23 protein-coding genes are annotated in these 25,654 nt (G+C 71.6%); 15 read left to right on the top strand and 8 right to left on the bottom strand.

The features are described 5' to 3' along the window. Positions 1-146 precede the first annotated feature (146 nt). Positions 147-974, top strand: a complete 828-nt coding sequence (locus A6P39_RS12125; RefSeq protein WP_067047883.1) for an enoyl-CoA hydratase family protein — start codon at positions 147-149, stop codon at positions 972-974. Between the two features lies 1 nt (position 975). Next, positions 976-3,243, top strand: a complete 2,268-nt coding sequence (locus tag A6P39_RS12120) for a bifunctional salicylyl-CoA 5-hydroxylase/oxidoreductase (RefSeq protein WP_067047880.1) — start codon at positions 976-978, stop codon at positions 3,241-3,243. A 122-nt stretch (positions 3,244-3,365) separates the two neighbouring features. Here A6P39_RS12120 and A6P39_RS12115 read toward each other — a convergent pair whose 3' ends face one another. Together A6P39_RS12115 and A6P39_RS12110 are read right to left on the bottom strand one after the other, a co-directional pair. Further along, a complete protein-coding gene (locus A6P39_RS12115) occupies positions 3,366-4,178 on the bottom strand; it encodes a PaaX family transcriptional regulator (protein ID WP_067047878.1) in 813 nt (270 codons plus the stop codon). 15 nt (positions 4,179-4,193) lie between these two features. Then, a complete protein-coding gene (locus A6P39_RS12110) occupies positions 4,194-5,786 on the bottom strand; it encodes an AMP-binding protein (RefSeq protein WP_067047876.1) in 1,593 nt (530 codons plus the stop codon). A 152-nt stretch (positions 5,787-5,938) separates the two neighbouring features. Here A6P39_RS12110 and A6P39_RS12105 point away from each other — a divergent pair, with 152 nt between their 5' ends. Together A6P39_RS12105 and A6P39_RS12100 are read left to right on the top strand one after the other, a co-directional pair. After that, positions 5,939-7,081 (top strand): acyl-CoA dehydrogenase family protein, encoded by a 1,143-nt coding sequence (locus A6P39_RS12105; RefSeq protein WP_067047875.1) that lies wholly within the window; start codon positions 5,939-5,941, stop codon positions 7,079-7,081. Further along, positions 7,078-7,476 carry a RidA family protein gene (locus A6P39_RS12100; protein ID WP_067047874.1) on the top strand — a complete coding sequence of 133 codons (399 nt, stop codon included), beginning with the start codon at positions 7,078-7,080 and terminating at the stop codon, positions 7,474-7,476. Before A6P39_RS12105 ends, A6P39_RS12100 begins: the two co-directional genes overlap by 4 nt. A gap of 84 nt (positions 7,477-7,560) precedes the next feature. Here A6P39_RS12100 and A6P39_RS12095 read toward each other — a convergent pair whose 3' ends face one another. Further along, positions 7,561-7,755 (bottom strand): DUF5999 family protein, encoded by a 195-nt coding sequence (locus A6P39_RS12095; protein WP_067047873.1) that lies wholly within the window; start codon positions 7,753-7,755, stop codon positions 7,561-7,563. Positions 7,756-7,990: 235 nt separating this feature from the next. On the opposite strand from A6P39_RS12095, the gene A6P39_RS12090 reads away from it, so the two are divergent. Continuing rightward, the gene (locus A6P39_RS12090; RefSeq protein ID WP_067047872.1) at positions 7,991-8,419 is read left to right on the top strand and encodes a DUF6299 family protein; all 429 of its coding nucleotides are present in this window, start codon (positions 7,991-7,993) and stop codon (positions 8,417-8,419) included. Between the two features lie 173 nt (positions 8,420-8,592). Here A6P39_RS12090 and A6P39_RS12085 read toward each other — a convergent pair whose 3' ends face one another. Then, positions 8,593-9,360 (bottom strand): GntR family transcriptional regulator, encoded by a 768-nt coding sequence (locus A6P39_RS12085; RefSeq protein WP_067047870.1) that lies wholly within the window; start codon positions 9,358-9,360, stop codon positions 8,593-8,595. A 312-nt stretch (positions 9,361-9,672) separates the two neighbouring features. Between A6P39_RS12085 and A6P39_RS12080 the strand changes: the two genes are divergently transcribed. The 9 genes from A6P39_RS12080 to A6P39_RS12040 all read left to right on the top strand — a co-directional run bounded on the left by A6P39_RS12080 (position 9,673) and on the right by A6P39_RS12040 (position 19,725). Further along, positions 9,673-10,950, top strand: a complete 1,278-nt coding sequence (locus A6P39_RS12080; RefSeq protein ID WP_067047869.1) for an extracellular solute-binding protein — start codon at positions 9,673-9,675, stop codon at positions 10,948-10,950. A gap of 83 nt (positions 10,951-11,033) precedes the next feature. Then, on the top strand, positions 11,034-12,032 hold the full coding sequence (locus tag A6P39_RS12075; RefSeq protein ID WP_067047868.1) for a carbohydrate ABC transporter permease: 999 nt from the start codon (positions 11,034-11,036) through the stop codon (positions 12,030-12,032). Beyond that, positions 12,029-12,859: a carbohydrate ABC transporter permease gene (locus A6P39_RS12070; protein ID WP_067047867.1), complete on the top strand. Its 831-nt coding sequence runs from the start codon at positions 12,029-12,031 to the stop codon at positions 12,857-12,859. Before A6P39_RS12075 ends, A6P39_RS12070 begins: the two co-directional genes overlap by 4 nt. An 8-nt stretch (positions 12,860-12,867) precedes the next feature. Further along, complete coding sequence (locus tag A6P39_RS12065) at positions 12,868-14,379, top strand: glycoside hydrolase family 3 protein (protein WP_067047866.1); 1,512 nt, start codon at positions 12,868-12,870, stop codon at positions 14,377-14,379. A 113-nt stretch (positions 14,380-14,492) separates the two neighbouring features. After that, positions 14,493-15,527, top strand: coding sequence for a phytanoyl-CoA dioxygenase family protein (locus tag A6P39_RS12060; RefSeq protein WP_067047864.1), 1,035 nt, complete (start codon positions 14,493-14,495; stop codon positions 15,525-15,527). Next, entirely contained in the window at positions 15,524-16,837 is a 1,314-nt protein-coding gene (locus A6P39_RS12055; protein WP_067047863.1) for a DUF6271 family protein, read from the top strand. The genes A6P39_RS12060 and A6P39_RS12055 overlap by 4 nt, the downstream gene beginning before the upstream one ends. Beyond that, on the top strand, positions 16,834-18,018 hold the full coding sequence (locus tag A6P39_RS12050) for an ornithine decarboxylase (RefSeq protein WP_067047862.1): 1,185 nt from the start codon (positions 16,834-16,836) through the stop codon (positions 18,016-18,018). Before A6P39_RS12055 ends, A6P39_RS12050 begins: the two co-directional genes overlap by 4 nt. A 1-nt stretch (position 18,019) precedes the next feature. Further along, complete coding sequence (locus tag A6P39_RS12045; protein WP_067047861.1) at positions 18,020-18,532, top strand: GNAT family N-acetyltransferase; 513 nt, start codon at positions 18,020-18,022, stop codon at positions 18,530-18,532. Further along, positions 18,532-19,725 (top strand): MFS transporter, encoded by a 1,194-nt coding sequence (locus A6P39_RS12040; protein WP_067047986.1) that lies wholly within the window; start codon positions 18,532-18,534, stop codon positions 19,723-19,725. The genes A6P39_RS12045 and A6P39_RS12040 overlap by 1 nt, the downstream gene beginning before the upstream one ends. Here the strand turns inward: A6P39_RS12040 and A6P39_RS12035 are convergent. From A6P39_RS12035 to tatA, 4 genes are all read right to left on the bottom strand, one after another. Further along, a complete protein-coding gene (locus tag A6P39_RS12035; RefSeq protein ID WP_199840836.1) occupies positions 19,699-20,262 on the bottom strand; it encodes a squalene/phytoene synthase family protein in 564 nt (187 codons plus the stop codon). The genes A6P39_RS12040 and A6P39_RS12035 overlap by 27 nt on opposite strands. After that, positions 20,145-20,630 (bottom strand): hypothetical protein, encoded by a 486-nt coding sequence (locus A6P39_RS12030; protein ID WP_159396102.1) that lies wholly within the window; start codon positions 20,628-20,630, stop codon positions 20,145-20,147. Before A6P39_RS12030 ends, A6P39_RS12035 begins: the two co-directional genes overlap by 118 nt. 1,102 nt (positions 20,631-21,732) lie before the next feature. Continuing rightward, positions 21,733-22,803 carry a hypothetical protein gene (locus A6P39_RS12025; RefSeq protein WP_067047855.1) on the bottom strand — a complete coding sequence of 357 codons (1,071 nt, stop codon included), beginning with the start codon at positions 22,801-22,803 and terminating at the stop codon, positions 21,733-21,735. Between the two features lie 629 nt (positions 22,804-23,432). Continuing rightward, positions 23,433-23,795 (bottom strand): Sec-independent protein translocase subunit TatA, encoded by a 363-nt coding sequence (gene tatA / locus A6P39_RS12020; RefSeq protein WP_443052856.1) that lies wholly within the window; start codon positions 23,793-23,795, stop codon positions 23,433-23,435. 481 nt (positions 23,796-24,276) lie between these two features. Between tatA and A6P39_RS12015 the strand changes: the two genes are divergently transcribed. Then, positions 24,277-25,644 (top strand): hypothetical protein, encoded by a 1,368-nt coding sequence (locus tag A6P39_RS12015; RefSeq protein ID WP_067047850.1) that lies wholly within the window; start codon positions 24,277-24,279, stop codon positions 25,642-25,644. The last annotated feature ends 10 nt before the right edge of the window (positions 25,645-25,654 follow it).

Below are 25,654 nucleotides of genomic sequence, written 5' to 3'. Positions count from 1 at the left end.
GATGTGACCGGCCCGGCCGGACTGCGTACGGCAGGCGCACGGCAGGCGTACGTCTGTCGCGCGCCCGTGACGACAGTCACAAACAGGTGATAACTTCATGGGTACAGCGCAACGTACGGCACCGCCGCCCAAGGAGGCCGCACGTCATGAGTCCCTTCACCGGCTCCGCCGCCCGCACCCCGCACTGGGAGCACCTGCGGGTCCGTCTCGCCGACGGGGTCGCCACGGTCACCCTCGCCCGCCCCGACAGACTCAACGCCCTCACCTTCGGCGGCTACGCCGACCTGCGCGACCTGCTCGCCGAGCTGTCCCGGGAGCGTGCGGTGCGCGCCCTGGTGCTGGCCGGCGAGGGCCGTGGCTTCTGCTCCGGCGGCGACGTGGACGAGATCATCGGCGCGACCCTCTCCATGGACACCGCCCAGTTGCTCGACTTCAACCGGATGACCGGCCAGGTGGTACGGGCCATCCGCGAATGCCCCTTCCCGGTGGTCGCCGCCGTGCACGGGGTGGCGGCCGGCGCGGGAGCGGTCCTCGCCCTCGCGGCCGACTTCCGGGTGGCGGACCCCACGGCCCGCTTCGCCTTCCTCTTCACCCGCGTCGGGCTGTCCGGCGGCGACATGGGCGCGGCCTACCTGCTGCCCCGGCTCGTCGGCCTCGGCCACGCCACCCGCCTGCTCATGCTGGGCGAACCGGTCCGCGCCCCCGAGGCCGAGCGCATCGGCCTGATCAGCGAGCTGACCGAGGAGGGCCGGGCGGACGAGACGGCCCACGCCCTGGCCCGGCGCCTCGCCGACGGCCCGGCCCTGGCCCACGCGCAGACGAAGGCCCTGCTGACCGCCGAGCTGGACATGCCCCTGGCGGCGGCGATCGAACTCGACGCCTCGACCCAGGCCCTGCTGATGAACGGCGAGGACTACGCCGAGTTCCACGCGGCCTTCACGGAGAAGCGCCCGCCGAAGTGGCACGGGAGGTGACATGAGGGTCGCCGTCATCGGGGGCGGCCCCGGCGGTCTGTACGCCGCCGCCCTGCTCAAGCGCCTCGATCCGGAGCGTGAGATCACCCTGTGGGAACGCAACGCCCCCGATGACACCTTCGGCTTCGGCGTGGTCCTCTCCGACGAGACCCTCGGCGGCATCGAACACGCCGACCCGGTGGTCTACGAAGCCCTGCAACGGGACTTCGTGCGCTGGGACGACATCGACATCGTGCACCGGGGCACGACCCACCGCTCCGGCGGACACGGTTTCGCCGCCCTCGGCCGGCGCCGGCTCCTGGAGATCCTGCACGACCGCTGCCGCTCCCTCGGCGTGGACATCCGCTTTTGCACCGAGGCCCCGCATCCGGACGAGCTGTCGGCGCGGTACGACCTCGTCGTCGCCGCCGACGGTGTGCACAGCACCACCCGCCAGACCTACAGCCATGTGTTCCGCCCCCATGTGACCGCACACCACTGCCGCTACATCTGGCTGGGCGCCGACTTCGCCTTCGACGCCTTCCGCTTCGAGATCGCCGAGACCGAGCACGGCGTGGTCCAACTGCACGGCTACCCTTACGCGGCCGACGCCTCCACCGTGATCGTGGAGATGCGCGAGGAGGTGTGGCGGGCGGCGGGACACGGGGAAATGGACACGCCGGAATCCATCGAACGCTGCGCCAAGATCTTCTCCGACGCCCTCCGCGGCCGCCCCCTGCGTTCCAACAACTCGGCCTGGACGACCTTCCGCACGGTGGTCAGCGACCGCTGGTCGCACGGCAACGTCGTCCTCCTCGGCGACGCCGCCCACACCGCCCACTTCTCCATCGGCTCCGGCACCAAACTCGCCGTCGAGGACGCGCTGTCGCTGGCCGCCTGCCTCGAGGAACAGCCGGACGTGGCAGGGGCGTTGGCGGCGTACGAGGAGGAGCGCAGGCCGGTCGTCGCCTCCACCCAGCGGGCCGCCCGGGCCAGCCTCGAGTGGTTCGAGGACCTGCGGCTCCACCTGGGCCAGCCGCCCCGCCAGTTCGCCTTCAACCTGCTCACCCGCAGCCGCCGGGTCACCCATGACAACCTCCGGCTGCGCGACGCGCACTTCACCGGGGCCGTGGAGCGCGAGTTCGGCTGCCCGCCCGGCACGCCCCCGATGTTCACCCCCTTCCGGCTGCGCGGTCTGACCCTGCGCAACCGGGTCGTGGTGTCGCCGATGGACATGTACTGCGCCACCGACGGCGTCCCGGGCGACTTCCACCTCGTCCACCTGGGCGCCCGGGCCCTCGGCGGAGCCGGGCTCGTCATGACCGAGATGGTGTGCGTGAGCGCGCAGGGCCGGATCACCCCGGGCTGCGCCGGTCTCTACACCGGCCGGCAGGCCGAGGCGTGGCGGCGGGTCACCGACTTCGTGCACACCCAGGCACCCGGCACCGCGATCGGCGTCCAGCTCGGCCACTCGGGCCGCAAGGGCTCCACGAAGCTGATGTGGGAGGGCATGGACGAGCCGCTGCCCGAGGGCAACTGGCCGCTCGTCGCCGCCTCCCCGCTGCCGTACAAGCCGGGCAGCCAGACCCCGCGCCAGCTGTCCCGGGCCCAGCTGACCGACATCCGCGAGCAGTTCGCGGCATCCGCCTGGCGGGCGGCCCGGGCCGGGTTCGACCTGCTCGAACTGCACTGCGCCCACGGCTACCTGCTCTCCGGCTTCCTCTCCCCGCTGACCAACCGCCGCACCGACGCCTACGGCGGCTCACTGGAAAAGCGGCTGCGGTTCCCGCTGGAGGTCTTCGACGCCGTCCGCGCGGTGTGGCCGGCCGAACGGCCGATGACCGTCCGCATCTCCGCCACCGACTGGGCCGAGGGCGGGACGAGCGCCGAGGACGCCGTCGGGATCGCCCGGGCCTTCGCCGCGCACGGCGCCGACGCGATCGACGTCTCCACCGGGCAGGTGGTGGCCGAGGAGCGGCCCGAGTTCGGGCGCTCGTACCAGACGCCGTTCGCCGACCGGATCCGGCACGAAGCGGGGATCCCGGTCATCGCGGTCGGCGCGATCTCCTCCTGGGACGATGTGAACTCCCTGGTCCTCGCCGGGCGCACCGACCTGTGCGCACTCGCCCGCCCGCACCTGTACGACCCGCACTGGACGCTGCACGCGGCGGTCGAGCAGGGCTACGACGGTCCGGGTGTGCACTGGCCCGCGCCCTACCGGGCGGGCAGCCGCCGCCCGCAGACCGGCCGCACCGACGCCCCCAAGCCCCGGCTGACCCTCGATCGCTGAAGTGTCAGTGCCGTCTGCCGGACCGGGCGGAGACCGTGCGGGACTTCCTGGGGCCGGCCCGCCGGGCCCGGACGGCCGGGGAGCACCTGTACTGCCGGACGGCCGTGTGACCCGGCGCCGGTTCACAACCCGGCGAACTGCGCCCCGGCGTCCCGCAGGCGTGCGTGCAGAGCGCGGAAGACCTCCGCCGAGCGCAGGCCCGGCCAGAGCGCAGGCAGCAGGTGGGCGGGCAGGCCGGGGTCGGTGTAGGGCAGGTGGCGCCAGGAGTCGAGGGCGAGGAGGTAGTCGCGGTAGGCCTCCTCGGGCGAGGTGCCCGTGCGGTGCTCCCAGGCGCGCAGCACCGGCGCGTGCGCGTCCAGGAACCGCTCGTGCTCCTTGGCGATCGCGGTCAGGTCCCACCAGCGGGCGACCGCCTCGGCCGTCGCCGCGAAGCCCAGATGCTCGCCGCGGAAGAAGTCGACGTACGGGTCCAGGCGGAGCCGGCGCAGCGTGTGTTCCGTCTCCTCGTACAGCCGGGCCGGGGCGATCCACACCCCGGGGGCCGCGGTGCCGAAGCCCAGGCCCGACAGCCGGGAGCGCAGCACATGCCGCTTCTGCCGCTCCGATTCCGGCACGGAGAAGACCGCCAGCACCCAGCCCTCGTCCTCGGGGGGCGCCGTGGCGTAGATGCGCCGGTCGCCGTCGTCCAGCAACTGGCGTGCCTCGGGGGAGAGTTCGTAGCCGGCCGCACCGGTGCCCGTGCGGGCCGGGAGCAGCAGGCCGCGCCGTTTGAGCCGGGACACGGAGGAGCGCACGGACGGCGCGTCCACGCCGACCGCGGCCAGCAGCCGGATCAGCTCGGCGACGGGCACGGGGCCGGGCATGAAGCGGCCGTACGCGCCGTAGAGCGTGACGATGAGGGACCGGGGGGCGTGCTGCTCGGACACGTTGATCATTTTAGGTCTTCGGCATCACTGCTGGTCACCATCGGTGTGCAGGCGGAACCGTTGCAACTTGCCGGTGGCCGTGCGGGGAAGGGCGGACAGGAAGACGAACTCGCGCGGACATTTGTAGGGCGCCAGTTCGGCCAGGAGGAAGGCGCGCAGGGCCTCCGCGTCGCGCGGCGCCCCCTCGCGCAGCACGGTGTACGCCACGGCCACCTGCCCGCGCGCCTCGTCGGGCCGGCCCACGACCGCCGTCTCCACCACGTCCGGATGGCGCAGCAGCGCGTCCTCCACCTCCGGCCCGGCGATGTTGTACCCGGCGGAGATGATCATGTCGTCGGCGCGGGCCACATAGCGCAAGTAACCGTCGGGCTCGCGGACATAGGTGTCACCGGTGATGTTCCAGCCGCCCCGCACGTACACCCGCTGGCGCGGGTCGGCCAGATAGCGGCAGCCGACCGGGCCGCGCACGGCCAGCAGACCGGGCTCGCCGTCGGCCACCGGGCGGCCGTCCGCGCCCTGGACCTGCGCCTGCCAGCCCGGCACCGGCACGCCGGTGGTCCCGGGCCGGATGTGCTCGTCGGCCGCCGAGACGAAGATGTGCAGCAGCTCGGTCGCGCCGATGCCGTTGATGAGGCGTACGCCGGTGCGCTCGTGCCAGGCCCGCCAGGTGGCCGCGGGCAGGTTCTCCCCCGCCGACACACAGCGCCGCAGCGACGAGAGGTCGTGCCCGTCCAGCTCCCGCAGCATGGCGCGGTAGGCGGTGGGCGCGGTGAACAGCACGGAGACCCGGTGCGCGGCGATCGCGGGAAGCAGCTGCCGGGGACCGGCCTGTTCCAGCAGGAGGCTGCTGGCGCCGGCCCGCATCGGGAAGATCACGAGCCCGCCGAGGCCGAAGGTGAAGCCGAGCGGGGGACTGCCGGCGAACACGTCGTCGGCACGGGGGCGCAGCACATGCCGGGAGAAGGTGTCGGCGATCGCCAGCACGTCCCGGTGGAAGTGCATGCACCCTTTCGGGTGACCCGTGGTGCCGGAGGTGAACGCGATCAGGGCCACGTCGTCGGCGGCGGTGTCCACCGCCGGGTACGCGGTGCCGGGCCCCGGGCGGTTCAGGAGGTCGTCCGGGCCGTCACCGCCGTACGTCGTGATCCGCAGCCCGGGTATGTCGGCCTTCGCCAGGTCCTCCACCGACCGGACGTCGCACAGCGCGTGCCGCACCAGGGCGATCTCGCACATGGCCGCCAGCTCCTGCGGGCGCTGCCGGTCCAGCACGGTGACCGCTATGGCGCCCGCCTTCAGCACGGCCAGCCAGCAGGCGGCGAGCCAGGGCGTGGTCGGTCCGCGCAGCAGGACCCGGTTGCCGGGCACCACCCCCAGGTCTCCGGTGAGTACGTGCGCGATCCGGTCGACGCGCTCGCGCAGCTGGCCGTACGTCCAGCCGGGGCCGGCCGGGGTGCGGAAGACCGGGCGGTGTGCCGCGGTGTGGTCCAGCAGTTCCGCGGCGCAGTTCAGCCGGCCGGGGTAGTGCAGCTCCGGCAGGTCGAACCGCAGCTCGGGCCACTCCCGCGGCGGGGGCAGATGGTCGCGCGCGAAGGTGTCGACGTGGGCCGAGCGGTGCATGGCGGTTCGCCCCCTTGCCGTGGCAGACGGACTCTGCAGCGGGCTCGCGCCTCGAGCGTATCGTGTTGGTGACGGCAGTCAACTGTGCGCGATAACGTCGGAGGGAGACGGGGAACGGGCCGGGGTGGCCCGCCCCGGAGGGAGGACCGGCAGTGCCCGCATTCTCACTCGAACCGGAGCAGACCGCCTGGTGTGCCGAGCTGCGCGCGCAGGCCGCCGAGCGGCTGCGCCCGCTCGCCGACAAGGGCGAGCCGGGGCACGTCAACCGGCCGCTGCTCGCCGAACTCGGCCGACTCGGGCTGCTGGGGCGGCTGTTCACCTCCGGCGCGCTCGATCTGTGCCTGATGCGGGAGTCGCTCGCCCAGGCCTGCACCGAGGCCGAGACCGCCCTCGCCCTGCAGGGCCTCGGCGCCCATCCGGTGCACGCCCACGGCAGCCCGGCGCAGCGCGAGCGCTGGCTGCCCGACGTCGCCGACGGCAGCGCGGTCGCCGCCTTCGCGCTGAGCGAGCCGGGGGCCGGTTCGGACGCGGCCGCGCTGTCCCTCGCGGCCGAGCCCGACGGCGGCCGGGGCTGGCGGCTGACCGGCGAGAAGTGCTGGATCTCCAACGCCCCCGAGGCCGACTTCTACACCGTCTTCGCCCGCACCACCCCGGACGCCGGCGCCAGGGGCGTGACCGCGTTCCTCGTCCCCGCCGACCGGCCCGGACTCACCGGAACCGCACTGGAGATGCTCTCGCCGCACCCCATCGGCGCCCTCGGCTTCGACGCCGTGCCCGTCACCGCCGACGACATGCTCGGCGAGCGGGACCGCGGCTTCGCCGTCGCCATGGGCACCCTCAACCTCTTCCGCCCGAGCGTCGGTGCCTTCGCCGTCGGCATGGCCCAGGCCGCGCTCGACGCGACGGTCGGACACACCCGTCGACGCGAGGCGTTCAAGGGCCGACTGATGGACCTTCAGGCCGTCTCCCACCAGGTCGCCGAGATGGCACTGCGCACCGAGGCGGCCCGGCTGATGGTGTACGCGGCGGCGACGGCGTACGACCGGGGCGCGCCCGGTGTCCCGGGGCGCGCCGCGATGGCCAAGCTGCTCGCCACCGAGACCGCGCAGTACGTCGTCGACACCGCCGTCCAGCTGCACGGCGCCCGCGCCCTGCGCCGCGGTCACCTCCTCGAGCACCTCTACCGCGAGGTGCGCGCACCCCGTGTCTACGAGGGCGCGAGCGAGGTCCAACGGGGCATCATCGCCAAGGAGTTGTACGCCCACGCACACGCCCACGAAGGGGAGGACCGGTGACGACCGAGCGCGTCAACCCGCCCGAGCTGTCCGAGCCCACCGGCTTCTCGCACGCCGTCGTCGCGTCCGGCTCCCGAGTGGTGTTCCTCGCGGGCCAGACCGCGCTCGACGCCGACGGCAAGATCACCGGCGACACCCTGCCCGAGCAGTTCGAGAAGGCGCTCGGCAACCTCCTCGCCGCCCTGCGCGCGGCCGGCGGCACCCCCGCCGACCTCGCCCGGGTCACGGTCTACGCCACGGACGTCGCCGCGTACCGCGCCCACGCCGCCCGACTGGGCCGAATCTGGCGGGAGTCGGCGGGCCGGGACTATCCGGCGATGGCCGTCGTGCAGGTCGTACGGCTGTGGGACGAGCAGGCGATGGTGGAGCTGGACGGGTTCGCCGTACTGCCGTAGCCGCGAGCCCGCGCCGGCCACGCCGCCGGACCGGCGAGCCGCACCCCGGCCCGTGCAGACCACCACGAGCCGCTCCGCGGTCGTTCAGGCGGTCGCCGTGAGGTGTTCCGCCGGGACGCGGTGGGGTGGGACCACGCTGCCGTCCGGGTGCAGTTCGCCGCTGTCGTCGAAGACGATCGAACCGTCGCACAGCAGGGTCCAGCCCTGTTCGGGGTGGGCGGCGACCGGGTGCCGGGGAGCCTGGGCGGACGCGGGGTACGAGGACCGGCAGGAGCACATGGCGCACCTCCACATCGGACGTGCGGGAGGCCGGCGGATCCGGCCGCCACGCGTCGTACTCAGACCATGCGACCGGCGTGAACGCACCGGAACCGCTCGCGGTGAAGCGTGACAACACCCGGACAACTCACGGACGGTTCCATGACGCGCCACCGATGGAGTGACGGTCACGCCCTGCGGCACGGCCGACCGGTACGAGTGGAGCCCCCAACCCCATGGAACCGGGAGGTACCCCATGCCCGCTCGCCCCGCGCTCGCCCTGGCCATCGGCACCGCCGCCCTGCTGTGCGCCGCCGTCGGCCCGGCCGGCGCCGACCCCTCCGAGACCATCACGGTCGACGCCGCAGGCAAGCTCGCCTCCGACGGCACCGTCACGCTCTCCGGCACCTACCGCTGCACCGCAGGCACCGGCCCGGTGTTCGTCACCTCCTCGATCAGCCAGAGCGACGCCCAGGTCAGGCACGGCATCGGCGGCAGCACCGCCCAGTGCGACGGCGCCGAGCACCACTGGGAGAACTCCGGCAAGGTCTCCACGGAGACCCTCAAAGCCGGCACGGCCCACGTCCAGGCCACCCTCATGGAGATGCGGCCCGAGGGCATCATCCCGCTGCTGCCCCTCTTCCACGCGGAGAAGGACCAGGACGTCAAGCTCGCGACGAAGTGACACCGGCCGTGCGCCGGCGGCCCGGGCCGCCCCGGGCCCGGGGCGGGCCGGACCGCCCGGCGCCGTGGCGCGAGGGTGGTGAGCGCCGTGCGCCTTTCGACGCCGTCCAGGGCGCCCTCGGCGGCCGCGCCGGAACATCTCCTGCTTCCGCGGCGGCTGGGCCGTCGCCGCGCTCACCCCTGCGCCGGCCGGCGCAGTGCGGCCACGAACTTGTACCGGGAGCCCCGGTACACCGAGCGCACCCACTCCACCGGCGTGCCCTCCGCGTCCCGCGAGTGCCGGGACAGCAGCAGCATCGGCAGCCCCACGTCCGTGCCGAGCAACTGCGCCTCGCGCGGGGTGGACAGCGAGGTCTCGATGGTCTCGTCGGCCTCCGCGAGGTGGACGCCGTAGACCTCGGCGAGTGCCGTGTACAGCGAGGCCTGGCTCGCCAGCGAGCGGCGCAGGCCGGGGAAGCGGCGGGCGGACAGGTGGGTCGTCTCGATCGCCATGGGAGCGCCGCTGGCCAGCCGCAGCCGCTCGATGCGCAGCACCCGCTCGCCGGGACCGATGCCGAGCAGGACCGACAGCTTCCCGTCCGCCGGGATCTCCCCGATGTCCAGCATCTGCGAGGCGGGCGTGAGGCCCTGGGCGCGCATGTCCTCGGTGTGCGAGGTCAGCTGGAGCGTGCGGTACAGCTTGGGCTGGGCGACGAAGGTGCCCTTGCCCTGGATCCGGTCCAGCCGTCCCTCGCCGACCAGTTCCGTGAGCGCCTGCCGGATGGTGGTCCGCGAGGTGTTGAACCGGACGGCGAGCAGGCGCTCCGCGGGCATGGCCGAACCGGGCTGCAGCGCCTCGGTCATGGCCAGGAGCTGTTGTTTGATCCGGTAGTACTTCGGCACGCGCGCGGTGCGGCCCGGCGCCCCTCTGTACGGCTGGGCGCTGCTGACGTCGGTGGTCATGCCTGCCTTCCCGGCTGTGTCGGCGGTCTCCCGTTATAGCGACCAACTGCCCTATGGTCTAGTCCAACTGGTGCACGGCGATCGCCGCCGGGCGAAAGGGGCGTATGCGGACGGAGGCGCTCCGGTGACGTTCTCGTAACGGCCTCCAGCGGCTTCCCGGACCACCCTTGACACCCCGAAAGGTCTAGGCCAAGCTCCACCGTACTGGTCTACACCATTAGTGGCCAGGTCCCGAGCCCTACGTGCAACAGCGTCGTACGCAGGTCACCGCCGAGGGCGTGGGGGGAACGTGGCATCCCTGAGGAGGGTGGCGTGAAGCGCAAGCTCGCTTCCGCGATCGTGATCGCGGGCATGATGGTCTCCGTTGCGGCGTGTGGCGGAAACGGCAAGGACAGCTCCAAGGACGCGGGACCCGGCAGCTGGAAGGGGCAGACCCTGACGGTCTGGACCATGGACGGCTCCGCGCCGCCGCAGTGGACCAAGGACGTCCAGGCCGCCTTCGAGAAGCAGACCGGCGCGAAGGTGAAGTTCGAGATCCAGAAGTGGGACGGGATCCAGCAGAAGATCACCACCGCCCTCTCCGAGAACAACCCGCCGGACGTCCTGGAGGTCGGCAACACCCAGACCCCCGCCTACGCGGCCACCGGTGGTCTCGCCGACCTCGCCGACGTGAAGACGGCGATCGGCGCCGACTGGACCCCCTCGGTCTCGCAGTCCTCCGTCTACGACGGCAAGCAGTACGCCGCCCCCTGGTACTTCGCCAACCGCGTCGTCATCTACAACAAGGCGATCTGGGCGAAGGCCGGCATCACGTCCACCCCCAAGACCCGGGACGAGTTCTTCAAGGACCTGGACACCATCGGCAAGAAGACCGATGCCGAGCCCCTCTACCTGCCCGGCCAGAACTGGTACTTCCTCGACGGCCTGATCATCGGTCAGGGCGGCGACCTGGTGAAGAAGCAGGGCGGCAAGTACGTCTCCAACCTCGCCGACCCGAAGGTCTCCGCGGCGATGGAGACCTACAAGAAGTACGCCTCCTACTCCAAGGCCCCCAAGGACAAGGACGAGGCCACCCCGCAGCAGGCCACGATCTTCGCCAAGGGCAAGACCGGCGCGTTCATCGGCATGGGCTGGGAGGCCGCCACCGCCATTCAGGCCAACAAGGCCATCGAGAAGCAGATCGGCTACTTCACGATCCCGGGTGAGACGGCCGCCAAGCCCGAGGGCGTCTTCCTCGGCGGCTCCAACCTCGCCGTCGCCCAGAACAGCAAGAAGCAGTCCCTGGCCAAGGAGTTCCTGAAGATCGCCCTGAACGACCAGTACGAGGGCGAACTGGCCAAGCTCAACGGCATCATCCCGAACAAGACCTCGCTGCAGAGCAACCTCAAGGGCAACGGCGCCGCCGAGGCCGCCGCGCCCGGCGCCACGGTCGGCGGCACCACCCCGCTGATCCCGGAGTGGGCCGCGGTGGAGAACACCCCGAACCCGATCAAGTCGTACATGACCGCGGTGCTGAACGGCAAGGACGCCGCGGCGGCGGCCAAGGACGTCGAGTCCGAGATCGACAAGCGCCTGGCCCAGCAGAACTGATGACCCGCGCCGGGGGCACCCGCGGGGCGCCCCCGGCTCAGTCGTCCGTACGGCCGGTTCGGCCATGGAAGAGATGGCAACTCATGTCAGTGCAGACCCAAGGCACGGACACGGCCGGGGAGCCCGCTGTCCGCAAGGCCCGGATACCCGGGCCGCCGCGGGGTGCGGGCCGGGACTCCGGGTCCCCGTCCCGCCGCGGTGCCACCGCCCCCTATGTCCTGCTGCTGCCGGCGCTGCTGGCCACCCTGATCCTGCTCGGCTGGCCGCTGGTCAAGAACGGCATGCTGTCGTTCCAGAACCTCAACCCGCGCCAGCTCATCCAGCACCTCACCGAGTGGAACGGCGTCGACAACTACAAAGAGGTCCTGACCGGTTCGGACTTCTGGAAGGTCGTCGAGCGCTCCGTCCTCTTCACGGCCGTCAACGTCGTCCTGATCATGCTGTTCGGCACCCTGATCGGGCTGTTGCTGGCCCGCCTCGGCAAGAAGATGCGGCTCACACTCCTCGTGGGCCTCGTCCTCGCCTGGGCCATGCCCGTCATCGCGGCCACCACCGTCTACCAGTGGCTGTTCGCCCAGCGCTACGGCGTCGTCAACTGGGTGCTGGACAAGCTCGGCTGGCACTCCATGGCCGCCCACAACTGGATGGGCACCCAGTTCTCCACCTTCTCCGTGATCACCCTGCTCATCGTCTGGATGTCGATCCCCTTCGTGGCGATCAACCTCTACGCCGCCACCACCACCATCCCCAGGGAGCTGTACGAGGCCGCCTCCCTGGACGGTGCCGGCGCCTGGCAGAGCTTCACCTCGGTGACCCTGCCCTTCCTGCGGCCCTTCCTGTACTCCACGACCTTCCTCGAGGTCATCTGGGTCTTCAAGGCGTTCCCGCAGGTCTTCGCCATGAACGAGGGTGGCCCGGACCGCCTCACCGAGACCCTGCCGGTCTACGCCTATGTCGAGGGCGTCGGCAACCAGCACTTCGGGGTCGGCGCGGCGATCTCCTTCCTGACCATCCTGGTGCTGCTCGTCATCACCTCGTACTACCTGCGCATGGTGCTCAAACAAGAGGAGGACGAGCTGTGAAGCGCTCGCTCTTCGGCCGCATCTGGCCCAACGCGACCGCCGTCGTCCTCGTCGTCGGCTTCGTGTTCCCCGTGTACTGGATGTTCGCCACGGCCTTCAAACCGACGGGCGACATCATCTCCGAGAACCCGGTGTGGTTCCCGACGAACATCACCTTCAGCCACTTCAAGAAGGCGGTCCACGCCGACCACTTCTGGACACTGGTCGCCAACTCCGTGACCGTGACCGTCTGTTCGGTGCTGTTCTCGCTCCTCATCGCCCTGTTCGCGGCGTTCGCCCTCGCCCGGATGCGGTTCAGGGGGCGGCGCGGGCTCGTCGTGACCTTCATGCTGGCGCAGATGGCCCCCTGGGAGGTCATGATCATCGCCATCTACATGATCGTCCGCGACGACGACATGCTCGACAGCCTGATCCCGCTCACCGTCTTCTACACCATGATGGTGCTCCCGCTGACGATCCTGACGCTGCGCGGCTACATCGCCGCCGTGCCGAAGGAGCTGGAGGAGTCGGCGATGGTCGACGGCTGCACCCGCATCCAGGCCTTCCGCAAGGTGATCTTCCCGCTGCTCGCACCCGGCCTCATGGCGACCTCGCTGTTCGGCTTCATCACCGCCTGGAACGAGTTCCCGCTCGTCCTGATCCTCAACAAGGACATCGAGAAGCAGACCCTGCCCCTGTGGCTGTCCCAGTTCCAGACCGCCTTCGGCGACGACTGGGGCGCCACGATGGCCGCCTCGTCCCTGTTCGCGCTGCCCATCCTGATCCTCTTCATCTTCCTGCAACGCAAGGCTGTCAGCGGTCTGACCGACGGCGCCGTGAAGGGATGACCCCGCCGATGACCCCACTCGCCACCACCGCATCCGGCAGCGGCTCCGCCGCGGGCGACACCCTCACCCGGGACGCCCTCGCGGTCCTGCAGCCGGGGTTCGACGGCACCACCGCGCCCGACTGGGTGCGCCGCCGCCTCGGCGAGGGCCTCGCCTCCATCGCCCTGTTCGGCCGCAACGTCGTCACCGAGGAGCAGGTCACCGGGCTCACCGCGCAGTTGAGGGCCGAGCGGGACGACCTGCTGATCGCCATCGACGAGGAGAGCGGCGACGTCACCCGCCTCGACGTGCGCACCGGCTCCGCCTTCCCCGGCAACCACGCCCTCGGCGCCGTCGACGACCCCGACCTCACCCGGGCCGTCTCCCGCGAGCTGGGCCGGCGCCTGGCCGCCTGCGGCGTCACCTTCGACTGGGCGCCCTCCGCCGACGTCAACGCCAACCCCGACAACCCCGTCATCGGCGTGCGCTCCTTCGGCGCGGGCACCGACCTGGTCGCCCGGCACACCGCCGCCTGGGTCGAGGGCCTGCAGTCCACCGGCGTCGCCGCCTGCACCAAACACTTCCCCGGCCACGGCGACACCAACGTAGACTCCCACCACGCCGTACCCCGCATCGACGTCGACGCCGACACCCTGTACGAGCGCGAACTGCCCCCGTTCCGCGCGGCCATCGCCGCCGGCACCCGGGCCGTCATGAGCGCGCACATCCTCGTCCCGGCCCTCGACCCCGACCGGCCGGGCACCCTCTCCCCGCGCATCCTCACCGACCTGCTGCGCGGCGAACTCGGCTACCAGGGCCTGATCGTCACCGACGGCATGGAGATGCGCGCCATCTCCGGCACCTACGGCCTGGAGCACGGCGTGGTCCTCGCCATCACGGCCGGCGCCGACGCCATCTGCGTGGGCGGCGGACTGTGCGACGAGGGCACCGTGCTGAAGCTCCGGGACGCGCTCGTGGCCGCCGTACGCTCCGGCGAACTGCCCGAGGAACGGCTCGCCGACGCCGCCGCCCGGGTGCGCGCGCTCGCCGCGTGGACCGCCCAGGCACGTGGCGCCGCCGCCGGGACCCCGGCCGACCCCGAGATCGGCCTGGTCGCGGCCCGCCGCGCGATCCACGTGACCCGGACCGGCGCCGCCGCACCGCAGGGCACGCCGGTGTTCGTCGCCCAGCTCGAACCGGCCCGCAACATCGCCGTCGGCGACCAGACCCCGTGGGGCGTGGCCGCCGAGCTGGAACGGCTGCTGCCCGGCACCGAATCCGCCTCCTTCACCGGCGACAACGCCGCTCAGGCCGCCCTCGCCGCCGCCGGCGGCCGCCGGATCGTCGCCGTGGTGCGCGACGAACACCGGCACGACTGGATGCGCACCGCACTCGACACCCTGCTCGCCGCCCGCCCCGACACCGTCGTCGTGGAGATGGGCCTGCCGCAGGCCGCTCCTCGCGGCGCCCTGCACATCGCCACCTACGGCGCCGCCCGCGTGTGCGGGGCGGCGGCGGCCGAGGCCGTCGTCGCCGGCTGACCGCAGCGGCCGCCACCGGCCGCCCGCCGCCGCGCGGGTGGCCCACTCGATCTTGCTCTTTTCCCGGATCTCAACCGCACGTTGCTGTCGCACTTGTTGTCCAGAGGAATCGCATGCAGACGCCCCACCCCTTCCTGCACCGAGCGGCATCCGACCGCCCCTACTTCAGCGCCGACGGCGAGACCTACCTCGCCCCGACCCCGTTGCGCGACCTCGAGAAGACCCGGCCCCTCAGGGTGCTCTCGGAAGAGGACTTCGCCTTCTGGCAGACGTACGGACACGTCGTCGTCCGTGAGGCCATCACCCCCGGCGAGGCCAAACAACTCCTCGACTTCGCCTGGCAGTTCCAGCGCCTCGACCCCGACCGCCCCGACACCTGGTACGAGGAGCCGCAGTTCCGCTCCGAACTCGACCAGCACCTGTTCATCTACGGCTTCGTCGAGGCCTACCACCACCAGCTGCTCTGGAACAGCCGCCAGAACCGGCGGGTCTACGACGCCTTCGCGGACGTGTGGGACTGCTCGGAGCTGTGGGTCACCCTGGACCGGCTCAACCTCAACCCGCCCAACATACGCACCCGTTCACGCTCCCTGATCGAACCCACCGACGAGGGGTTCGACATCGAACTGCACTGGGACGTCGACACCACCCTCGCCGTGCTCCCGCAGCGCGTGCAGGGCATCATCGCCCTCACCGACACCCGGCCCGAACTCGGCGGCTTCCAGTGCGCCCCGGACCTCTTCCGCCACTTCGAGGAGTGGCGCGTGGCCCAGGCGCCCGGCCGCGACCCGGTCCGGCCCGGCACCGACCCCGCCGAGTTCCCGGTGATCCGCCCCGACCTCCAGGCCGGTGACCTGCTGATCTTCAACGGGCTGCTGGCGCACGGCGTCGCACCGAACCTCTCTGACAACGGTGTCCGAGCCGTCCAGTACCTGTCGATGATGCCCGCCCTCGAGGAGCACACCGCCCTGCGCGACTCCCGCGTCCACTCCTGGCGCACCCTCGCGACCCCCGACTGGAACGCCACCCTGCTCGGCGACGCCCGCGAGCCGGAGGCCCACCGCTACGGGCCCGCCACGCTCGATCCCCTCGGCAGAAGGCTGCTCGGACTGGACTCCTGGACCGCCGCCGCAAAAGAGGCACAGTGAACCGCATCTGCCTCTGCCTGCCCACCAACCGGGCCTGCGCCGCCACCATCACCGCGATCCACCAGGAAGCCGCCTACGCGGCCGGGCGCTTCGGCGCCGACGTCCAGCTCCTGATCCTCGACTCCAGCGACGACCGCACCCGCGCCGCACACGCCCGGGCCGTCGCCGCCCTGCCCCCGACGGACCACGTCATCGTCCACCATTTCGACGAATACGCCCAACGTGTCTTCCTGCACCGGACGATCGAGCGGGCGGGCCTGCCCGACCCCGGCCGGCTGCTGCGCCTCATGCTCCCGCCCGCCGTCTCCTACGGCGCCTGCACCAACCGCGCCTTCCTGCTGGCCACCGCCCTCGGCTGCGCCTCACTGCACCGCCGGGACTCCGACAGCGCCTACCAGCTCCACGCCGGCCGACCGGTGTTCCCCGTCCACCACGAGCTGCCGCACCTCGGCCGGCCCGCCGCCGAGGCCGCCGCCGCGGTCACCCGCACCGACCTCGCCCCGGCCCTGCTGCACCACCCGGTCTCGCTGGCCGGCGCCTCCTTCATCGGTGAACTCTCCGTCGACATCGCAGAGATGCGCCGACTGGACCCCGGTGTCCACCACGACGTCGTCAGCCTGTGGGCACCCGGCCACTGGCCCGAGGAGCGCAAACGGGACCTGGTCGAGGAGTCCTTCACCGGCGCGGGCAGCGCACCCTTCACCGGCGACCACTCCACCCTCACCGTGGTCGACCCCATGCGCGTCGACATGTGCAACATCGCCTTCGACCGTGCGGTGTACGAGCGCGTCCCGCTGCCACCGGCCACCGACACCATCGGCAGCGACTACTTCCTCCTCCACCTGGTGCACGACGCCGGCCTGCCCGGCATCCTCCACAACCGGCACATCGAGAACTTCCACACCCCCGAACGCCGTACCGACACCGGCTTTTCGGCCTACCAGCGCCGGTTCGTGAAGTTCCTGCTGTCGATGCTCTACTTCCACGACGTCTACGACCGCATGGCGGCCGAGGGCGACCGGCTCCTGGACGATCACCGGCAGGTACGGGCCGGCCGGATCGTCGAGTTCCTGCGCGCGAGCACCGGCCTGGACCGCGCCGAGAACGTCTGGCGGCTGGACCGGGTCGACACCGCCTACCGCAAGCTCGGGGGCCGCTACGCCGTGTTCGCCGGCCGGCTGGCCGGGGAGCGCGCACAGTTGCTGGACCAGGCCGCGTCGGACATCGAGGACTACGCCCACCTGGCCGAAGCCTGGCCGGCGCTGGTCCGTGCCGCCGCCGCACCCGGTCACGGGGACGGACGACCGTGAGGATCAGCACCGCCCTTGCCGCCGCACTGAGCACCGCGCACAGCGACCGCATCATCTACGACCTCACCGGCATCGAGCGCCAATACGACACCCTGCTGGACGAACTGCCCGGCATCCAGGTCCGCTTCGCCCTGAAGGCCTGCCCCGAGGACGAGGTCCTGCGGTGCCTCGCGGAGCGCGGCGCCGGGTTCGACGCGGCCGGCCCCGCCGAAATCGCGCAGGCCCTGCGCACCGGCACCCCCGCCGGCCGCATCCACTACGGCAACACCGTCAAGTCCGACCACGACATCGCCGAGGCCCACCGGCTGGGTGTCCGTACCTTCGCCACCGACAGCGTCGAGGACGTCACCGCCCTCGCGGAACACGCCCCGGGCGCCCGGGTGTTCTGCCGTCTCGCCACCAGCGGGGAGGGCGCCCTGTGGGGACTGGACCGCAAGTTCGGCTGTGCCCCCGAGGACGCCGTCCGGGTGCTGGCCGCGGCCCGCGCGGCCGGACTCACCCCGGCCGGGCTGTCCGTGCACGTCGGCTCCCAGCAGATGACCTGCGAGGCCTGGCAGCAGGCCGTGGACACCCTCGCCGAGACCCTGACGGCCCTGGCCGGGCGGGGGATCGTACTCGACCACGTCAACCTCGGCGGCGGCCTGCCCGCACTCGGCTACCAGGACCGTCACGGCAACCCCCTCGACCCGCCCCTGGACAAGATCCTCACCGTGCTCCGCGAGGGCATGGACCACCTGCGCGGCCGCACGCCCGCCCCGCTCGACTTCGTCATGGAGCCGGGCCGCCACCTCGTCGCCGACCACGGCGCCGTCCGCGCCCATGTCGCCCGGCTGACCCGGCGCCGGCAGCCGGACGCAGCGGATGCGCACTGGCTCTATCTGAGCTGCGGCAAGTTCAACGGCCTCTACGAGATGGACCAGTTGACGCACCGGATGGTCTTCCCCGGCCACCTCGACGCACCGGAACACGTCTCGGCGATCGTCGCCGGCCCCACCTGCGACAGCGACGACGCCTACGGCGAGGGCCGCCACCCGGTCCGCGTCCCGGCGGACCTCACCTCCGGCGACCCGGTGTGGATCCTCTCCGCGGGCGCCTACGCCACCAGCTACATGACCCAGGGATTCAACGGCATCCGCCCGCTGCCGTGCGTGTACGTACGCGGCCAGGAAGGACACCACTGACATGACCGATCTCGTACGCGCCGTCACCGAGGCCGACTGGCCCGAGGTCGCGGCCCTGGAGGCCGGGGCGTACGCGGGCACCTCGCTGGCGGAGGGCGAGGCCGGCCTGCGGTCCCGGGCCTCGGCGGGCACCTGCTTCGTCCTGGACCGCGACGGCCGGATCGCCGGCTACGTCATCGCCCTGCCCTACCCGATGTTCCGCTGCCCCGACCTGACCCGGCCCGAGCGGCCCGCCCACCGCTCCGCCGCCCTCACCAACCTGCACCTGCACGACCTCGTCGTCACAACTCCCTTGCGGCGCAAGGGACTCGGCACCCGCCTGGTCCGCCACCTCACGGACGTGGCCCGCACCCGCGGCTTCACGACCATGTCGCTGGTCGCGGTCGCCGGCAAGGAGCCCTTCTGGCGGGCGGGCGGCTTCCGCCCCCACCCCGAGGCGCACCTGCCGGCCGGCTACGGCAGCGGCGCGGTGTACATGTCGGCGTGGCTGGCCGCGGCGCGGAAGGCGAGCTGATGACCCCTGTCACCTTCCGGCGCGCCAAATGGTCGATCGCCGCGCTCTTCTGCTTCCTCGGCTTCCAGTACGGCACCTGGGTCTCCCGCCTCCCCGCGCTGAAGACCCGGCTGGATCTGGGTGCCGGGGAGGTGGGCCTGCTGCTGATGGCCTGTGGCGCCGGAGCGGCGGCCTCCTTCCCGCTGGTCGCCGCCTTGATGCGCCGCCTGGGCTCGAAGCGGCTGTCCCTCGCCTCGGCCGGCTCCCTGATCGCCGTACTGGCCGCCCTGTCCGTCGTACCGACGTACCCGCTCGCGCTCGTGGCCGCCTGTGCCGACGGCGTGGCGGTCGGCTGCCTCAACGTCGCCATGAACGCCCAGGGGGCCGCCCTGGAGAAGGCCCACGGCCGCACGGCCATGTCCCAGCTGCACGCCACGTTCAGCGCCGGACTGCTCACCGCCGCCCTGCTGGCCTCCGGCGTGAGCGCCCTGACCGCGTCCGTCCCGGCGCACTTCACCGTGGCCGGGGTCCTGCTGCTGCTCCTGCTCGCCGCCGCCCGCCCCGCCCTGCTCACCCACTCGGACACGCCGGCCCCCGACGAGCCGAGGGGGAACCGCGGTTGGACCCCGCCCTCCGCCACCACCCTCCTCATGGGCTGCGCCATGGCCTTCGGCACGATCACCGAAGGCGCCATGAACGACTGGTCGGCGCTCTATCTGAAGGACGTCGTCAAGGCGTCCGCGTCCGTCGCTCCCCTGGGCATCGCGGTCGTCTCGGTGATGATGCTGCTGGCCCGTGCGTGCGCCGACGGCTGGCGCACCCGCTGGGGCGACGGCCGGGTGGTCCGCGCCGGCAGCGCGGTGGCCGCCGCCGGCCTGGCCCTCGCCCTGCTCGCCGGCGGCGTGCCCGCGACCCTCCTCGGCTTCGCCTGCGTGGGCCTCGGCGCGGCCGCCGTCACCCCGTGCGTCTACGTCGCCGCCGCGGGCCACGGCTCCGACGCGCTGGCCCTGGTCGCCGCGATGGGCACCACGGGCCTGCTGGCCGGCCCCGCCCTGATCGGCTTCGTCGCGAGCGCGGCGAGCCTGACCCTGGGCATGGCCACGGTGGCCGCCTCGGCCCTGATCGTCACGCTGGCCGCGACCTGGATCCCGTGGGCCGACCGCGCCCCGGCACCCGCGGGCGAAGCGTCAGTACCGGCGCGCGAGAGCGCGTAGGGCTCCGGGCACCGGCGGGCTCGCGGAACCGCGCAGCACCCCGGTGCCCCGCGCCAGCACGGCCTCCGCGGTGAGCAGTTCGATCTCGACCAGCGCTCCCGTGAGCCGCCGGCCGGGGGCCGGGGTCAGTGCCGGCAGCTCCCGCGCGGCTAGTGCCCCGGCAGGCAACGTTTGCCCGTCAAGGAGCGGCGTCCGGTGCGTGCTCTCGGTGTGCCGGCCGGATGCCCTCGTACTGGACGTACTTGGGCTTCCGGGCGGTGCGGCGAGAGGGCGTGCCGGGCGTCGCGACGGGGCGAACGTTGCCTGTTGGGGCACTAGCAACGAGGCGCGGGCGGCCGAGATCTGGTCCGCCATCAGCTCCGCCAGGGCCGGCCCGCCGGTCCCGGCGGTGAGGCCCGCCGCGGAGAGGGAGAAGCGCTTCAGCGTGGCGTCCGGGATGCCCACGCGTCCTTCCCGCAGGTCCTCGGCGAGGTCGTTGACGAAGCCGAGCCGCTGGCTGCCCTCGATGAACGTCCGGCAGGCGGCCTGGTACCGCACCTGGTCGCCTCCGGCGCCAGCACCCCGGCGGCCAGCATGAAGGCGGGGTACGAGTAGGCGTCCACGTACGCCTGGAAGTCGGCCTCGGCGGCGAACCCGGTGAAGTGCAGTTCCGCCGTGGCGGTCGACAGGTAGGCCGCCACGTTCTCGCGCAGCCGCGGATGGGCGCGGACGGTGTGCACGAGCGTACGCAGCAACGGGTCGTCACCCGCCCCCGTCCGCAACGCGGCCCGCACCTGCTCCTCCCAGGCCGCCCACGCGGCCTCGCGCCGCGGCAGCGGGCCGGTGTCCAGGAGGTTGTCGCCGTGGTGCATCAGTGCGGCCCGCTCATGGAGCGATCGTAGGGCCGGGGTTGCGCGGAGACGCACGCACAGCGCTCCGCCCCGCCTCTCAGATGTCCCGGAAGAGACCAGTGGGCCCCGTGACCTGCAGCGCTTGACTGGTCCGGGCTGCTGACCTGCGCGAATGACCTCTCTGCTGTTTCACGGCCATGCCCGTTGATGCGGCCGGAAGTCCCAGGAAAGTCCCAGAGCACTCTCAGTGCCTGGCACACTCTTTCGGCTCTATGCAGAGTGTGGGAGTGGAGCGTGGGCTGGTGTCCGTGCGGTCGACACTGACACCACACCGTCCGACAGTTGCTGCACTGTGCTGTCGTCCGTGCCATTGAGCTGCATGCCCAGGACAACGATCGTGGTCGACCCGGGGACCGCCTGGTTCCTGGTGCCCAACGCGTTGTGCCGGAACCGGGTGATGTGAGCCGGACGGCAGGCTGCATCAGCCTGTCTGGCCGAACGGGTACCAGCCCGCACCAGGGAGCTACAGAACCGATCGAGTAGCTTTCGATGACGGGCTCGTTCGTGTTTCGGCTGTCCGGCTGGTACTTGGCCCCTGCCCTGCCCACAGCGGCAAGTCCCGCCAGGCGTCTTGCTTCAGCCGTGCAGACGTGACCTTCACCAGTTCGGTGATCTCCCATTGGAAGCGCCACCACTCGGCGGTGTGCCAGGCGATCGCTTCCCAGCCGACCACCTGCTTGATGTGGGCGTCCCGGCCACTGGTCGACCTGCACGATCCGGTCCTGACGCGGGATGTGCTGGAGTCGCTGCGGCGCAAGCGCAAGGTGCTGGTGCACGCCCTCCACTACGCCGTGGACCTTCTCCTCGTCGGCGTTTCCCGGCGCGCCAGGTATACGGAGGGGGAGCAGGGCCTCACCGGGGGGTTGCAGCACATTGACCACGACCCCGCCCTGCCCTATGAATTCGGTGGACAGCATCAGACATGGCGTGGTGTTCCATGGGTCGATCTGCATGCCCTCGGTGAGTTCGGCGCCCTTGATCAGTTGCTGGATGGTGGTGCTGCGGGTTCGTCATGTGCGGCTCTTCCACGCCATCCGCCGATCGGAAAACGTAGGGTCGGCACGTGTCCGTGCCGACCCGGCGCGATGGTCCGTTCGTTCGGACGAACGGGACGGTTCTACTTCCGGTCGTCGCGGTCGGCGGCGGCGAAGAGCAGGCCCTTCGGGCTGGAGACGGCGTTGCCGAAGGCGGTGATGGTGCCGGTCTTCAGACTGAGGGTGCCCAGGCCGCCCTTCGCGGAGACGAACGCCTCGTCCTTGGTGAAGTGGCCGGTGATGGCAACGACCGTTCCCTTGGCGCTGTCCACCGCGTAGAGGGTGCCCTCGGCGGAGGTCGCGAAGGCGGTGTCGTCGACCTGCTGGCTCAGCGGCAGCACGACGGTGTGCTGCTTCTTCGTGCCCCAGTGCTTGACGAAGACCGCCTGCTGGTCGCCCTGGCCGTCGAGCAGCAGGCTGCCGCCGAGGCCGGGCACGCTGCGCGGGACGAAGGTGCTGGAGTCCGGGTCGGTCAGGTTGAGCGCCCCGGTCTTGCCGGTCACCAGGTTGGTGGCGGTGATGTTGTCGTCGAAGACCGGGGTGGTCTTGGCGGTGGTGCCGTGGAAGGTGACCTTGTAGAGCGCGGGGCGGTTGGCGGTGCTGCCATGGGCGTCCGCGGTCGGGTTGGAGGCGACGATGTAGACGACGCCGTGCCGGACACTGACGTTGTCGGTGCCGCCGCCGTGCGGCAGCGAGCTGAAGTGGTAGTGCTTGACGGCGTGGTGCTTGCTGTCCGGGTCGATGGTGTAGGCGCTGCTGTTGCCGTCCTCGTTGACCGTGGCGATGACCTGCCCGGTGCGCTTGTCGGCGCCGAGGCCGTCGACCTTGCCGGCCACGTCCCAGTGCGCCATCTCCTTGCCGTGCTTGTCGAACTCCACCACTGTGCTGTTCTTGGTGCCGTTGGCAGCGGGCTCGCCCTGAGAGCCGACGCCGTTCTGGTAACCGACGAAGAGCTTGTCGCCGAGCCGGGCGATGTCGTCCGCTCCGCTCAGCTTTCCCCCGGCGTGGGCGAACACGGTCGCGGAGAAGCCCGCGGGCACGGTCGCCGGCGTCGTCGCGGCAGTCGCCGACGCCGAGAGGCCGAGTCCGGTGACGGCCACAGCCGCCACGGTTCCCGCGCAGATCCGAATGAACTTGGTGGACATCTTTGCCATGACATTCCTTAAGCCGGGAGGGTGGGGGGCTCGTGTCCCGACCCTCCTCGGAATGCATGGCGCACCCGTGACCCTGAGCAATCACACAGACAACACCCGGATTAACGACTACATCGCTGTAGTCGTTAATCCGGTTGCCCCGCGCACAATTGGCTTAAGGTGCGTCACCTGCAAGCGCGGTGGCTCTCGCCTGCGTCTTCGCGACCAGCACCACCGCGTTCAGCCGCCCCCACCATCGCCGCCGCCCTCGCCCTGGTGGCCGCATGGCGGGGAGTCGGCGCAGCGCGCGCGGACCACGGCGTGGACCTCGCCGTCGTCACTGCCCTCTCCGGCCTGTCCGTATTCCTATGGCGGACCAAGACACCCCCGCTCAACGACGACGGCCCGTGGAGAGGACTGCCGCGATCCGGGAGACCGCGGTGCTCGACGGAGGGCCGGTAAACGGCTTGCGGATACGGGTCTCCAACCGACCTCGGTCGAGTGATCCAGGTGACGTAACCCGGCCCGGTCGATACGGCGCCGCCTGGCGTACGGCCGGAGGGTCTGTCCGTCTCTATCGGAGAGATTGGCGTGACCGGCGAGCTGTTGCGGTACGGCTTCGACATCGCCTGCCCGTGACGCGTTCGGCGTCAGCGAGCCGCGCGGTTCTCCGTCACCGGCCGGGCCGTCTCGGTCTGTCCGGGCGCGGTCTGGATGACCCGGAGCTTCGGCTCGGCGGCCGCATCCTCGGTCGGGGCCGAGGAGGGTGGCGCTGCGCCTTCCTCCTTCATGGCCTTGGCCTCGCTCTTGAGAATGCGCAGGGACTTGCCCAGCGCGCGGGCGGTCTCGGGGAGCTTCTTCGGGCCGAACAGCAGGATGATGGCAATCGCCACGAGCAGCAGGTGCCAGGGTTCCAGCCCGTTGCGGAACATCCCGCTCACCCCTTCTTCACGCCGGACAGCGGCATAGGCCAGGAGCGGCGCACCATCTGCCTTTATTGCTTCATTGCGCAACCGTATAACTGCAGGTCGCCTCCAGTCGTCCTCTCTGTATGAGCCAGACCGATGGGGGCGCGCGTTGGCAATGCGAGGCAGCCAAGCGCCATCCGCCAGCCGTCGGCGCCGGGCGGGGGCTCTCGCGCGACCGCACGCTTTTCGATGTCGATGGGGACAGGCCGGGCCGTTGCAGTCATGAATTGCGGCTTGGCCTCGGGCAGCACGCTGATGACTGCGCGAGAGACCATCGAAGCCGGCAGGGCGCCGCGACACTCCCACCCCATCGTCGCCTTGCCGACTCCGGCTCGCCCGCCAATCAGCAGTACTCCCGCGCGGCCGGTACGGGAAGGGCGATCCGGTTTCGAACGGCCCCATAGGCGGCCGGTCCCATCGGCGAGGTCGCGATCTACGGCTGGAGTACCAGCCGCATGCGATTGCCCAGTTGCGCAGTAGGTAAAGTATTTACACTTGCCGCCTCGGAGGACCAGGAGGTTCCCCCTTGCTCTCCTCTCTCGTACGAACCCGGTGCCTGATCCGGCCGTTGGCCGCGCTGGCCGTGACGGCCGCTGTGACGCTGACACTGCCGACGGCCGGTGCGTCGGCCGCGGATACGGGGCCTGCCGCCGTGGCGGACGCGTTCCGTAAGGGGCCGGTGTATGTCGATCCCCGGGCCAGTGGTGAGTTGCCGAAGGCGGTGGCCGACCAGCTCGCCGAGAAGATCAAGAAGGCGGACAAGCCGGTCTTCGTAGCCGTACTGCCCGAGGCGCCCGAGTACCCACAGGCCACGGTGCTGCGAGATCTGCGCTCCCTGACCGGCATCACGGGCGTGTACGCGGTCCGGCTCGGCGCCGGATTCAACGCGGGCGCCGATCGCCAGGTGATGCCGAAGGACGCGGTCGATAATCTCAAGGGCGCGGTGCGGCGCTCGTACGCCTCCGACGCTTCCGCTGAGGTGAACGCGTTCGTGGACCAGGCGCTCCAGCAGGCCAAGGGGCACGCCCCCGGTTCCTGGGAGGCTTCCGGGAGCGGGAGTTCAGCCACTGGCATGCTGGTCGGCGGGCTGGTCGTGGCCGGTGCGGCCGGGGGCGGCTATGCGCTGTACCGGCGCTCTCGGCGGAAGCGGGAGGATCGTGAGCGGGTCGAGCTGGAGGCGCTGCGCGTGGTGGTGGACGAGGACATCACCGCCTTCGGTGAGGAACTCGACCGCCTCGATTTCCAGCCGTCCGAGCCGGGCGCCACGGACGCGATGCGCGACGACTACGCCCGCGCCCTGGACGCCTACGACCGAGCCAAGCAGCAGATGGCCGCGGCGACGCGCCCGCAGGACGTGCAGCCGGTCACCGAGACTCTCGCCGAAGGCCGATTCGCGCTGGCCGTCCTCGCTGCCCGGCGCTGCGGTGCGCCACTGCCGCAGCGGCGCGTCCCGTGCTTCTTCGACCCCCGCCACGGTCCGTCCGTAAGCGATGTGAACTGGTGCCCGCCGGGCGGAGTGCTGCGCATGGTGCCCGCCTGCGCCGAGGACGCGCTGCGGGTGAGCCAGGGCGGGCAGCCGCTGACCCGGATGGTGCCCACCGACCAGGGCGCCCAGCCGTACTGGAACGCGGGCCCGGCCTACGCCCCCTGGGCGGGCGGCTACTTCGGCGGCGCCGGGGGTGTGGTCGGCGGCCTGCTCGCCGGCACCCTGCTCGGCAGCCTGCTCAGCGCACCCTCGGCCTTCGCCGACGGCGGTGACGGTTTCCCGGGTGACGTCGGTCTGGCGGAGGGCGGCGAGTTCTCCGGTGCGGACTTCAACACCTCGGACTTCGGGGGCGGCTTCGGTGACTTCGGCTCCGACGGCGGTGGCGACTTCGGCGGCGGCGACTGGTGACCTGAGGCCA

The organism is Streptomyces sp. FXJ1.172 (genome assembly GCF_001636945.3).
Classification (GTDB): Bacteria; Actinomycetota; Actinomycetes; order Streptomycetales; family Streptomycetaceae; genus Streptomyces.
This window is presented reverse-complemented; position numbering and strand designations above follow the sequence as displayed.

What these genes read in the sequence shown, in the direction of transcription:
- A6P39_RS12085 (WP_067047870.1), bottom strand. Translation starts at nt 9,360, where the DNA reads ATGACCACCGACGTCAGCAGCGCCCAGCCGTACAGAGGGGCGCCGGGC.
- A6P39_RS12120 (WP_067047880.1), top strand. Translation starts at nt 976, where the DNA reads ATGAGGGTCGCCGTCATCGGGGGCGGCCCCGGCGGTCTGTACGCCGCC.
- A6P39_RS12045 (WP_067047861.1), top strand. Translation starts at nt 18,020, where the DNA reads ATGACCGATCTCGTACGCGCCGTCACCGAGGCCGACTGGCCCGAGGTC.
- A6P39_RS12025 (WP_067047855.1), bottom strand. Translation starts at nt 22,803, where the DNA reads ATGGCAAAGATGTCCACCAAGTTCATTCGGATCTGCGCGGGAACCGTG.
- A6P39_RS12115 (WP_067047878.1), bottom strand. Translation starts at nt 4,178, where the DNA reads ATGATCAACGTGTCCGAGCAGCACGCCCCCCGGTCCCTCATCGTCACG.
- A6P39_RS12095 (WP_067047873.1), bottom strand. Translation starts at nt 7,755, where the DNA reads ATGTGCTCCTGCCGGTCCTCGTACCCCGCGTCCGCCCAGGCTCCCCGG.
- A6P39_RS12060 (WP_067047864.1), top strand. Translation starts at nt 14,493, where the DNA reads ATGCAGACGCCCCACCCCTTCCTGCACCGAGCGGCATCCGACCGCCCC.
- A6P39_RS12125 (WP_067047883.1), top strand. Translation starts at nt 147, where the DNA reads ATGAGTCCCTTCACCGGCTCCGCCGCCCGCACCCCGCACTGGGAGCAC.
- A6P39_RS12110 (WP_067047876.1), bottom strand. Translation starts at nt 5,786, where the DNA reads ATGCACCGCTCGGCCCACGTCGACACCTTCGCGCGCGACCATCTGCCC.
- A6P39_RS12040 (WP_067047986.1), top strand. Translation starts at nt 18,532, where the DNA reads ATGACCCCTGTCACCTTCCGGCGCGCCAAATGGTCGATCGCCGCGCTC.
- A6P39_RS12075 (WP_067047868.1), top strand. Translation starts at nt 11,034, where the DNA reads ATGTCAGTGCAGACCCAAGGCACGGACACGGCCGGGGAGCCCGCTGTC.
- A6P39_RS12065 (WP_067047866.1), top strand. Translation starts at nt 12,868, where the DNA reads ATGACCCCACTCGCCACCACCGCATCCGGCAGCGGCTCCGCCGCGGGC.
- A6P39_RS12090 (WP_067047872.1), top strand. Translation starts at nt 7,991, where the DNA reads ATGCCCGCTCGCCCCGCGCTCGCCCTGGCCATCGGCACCGCCGCCCTG.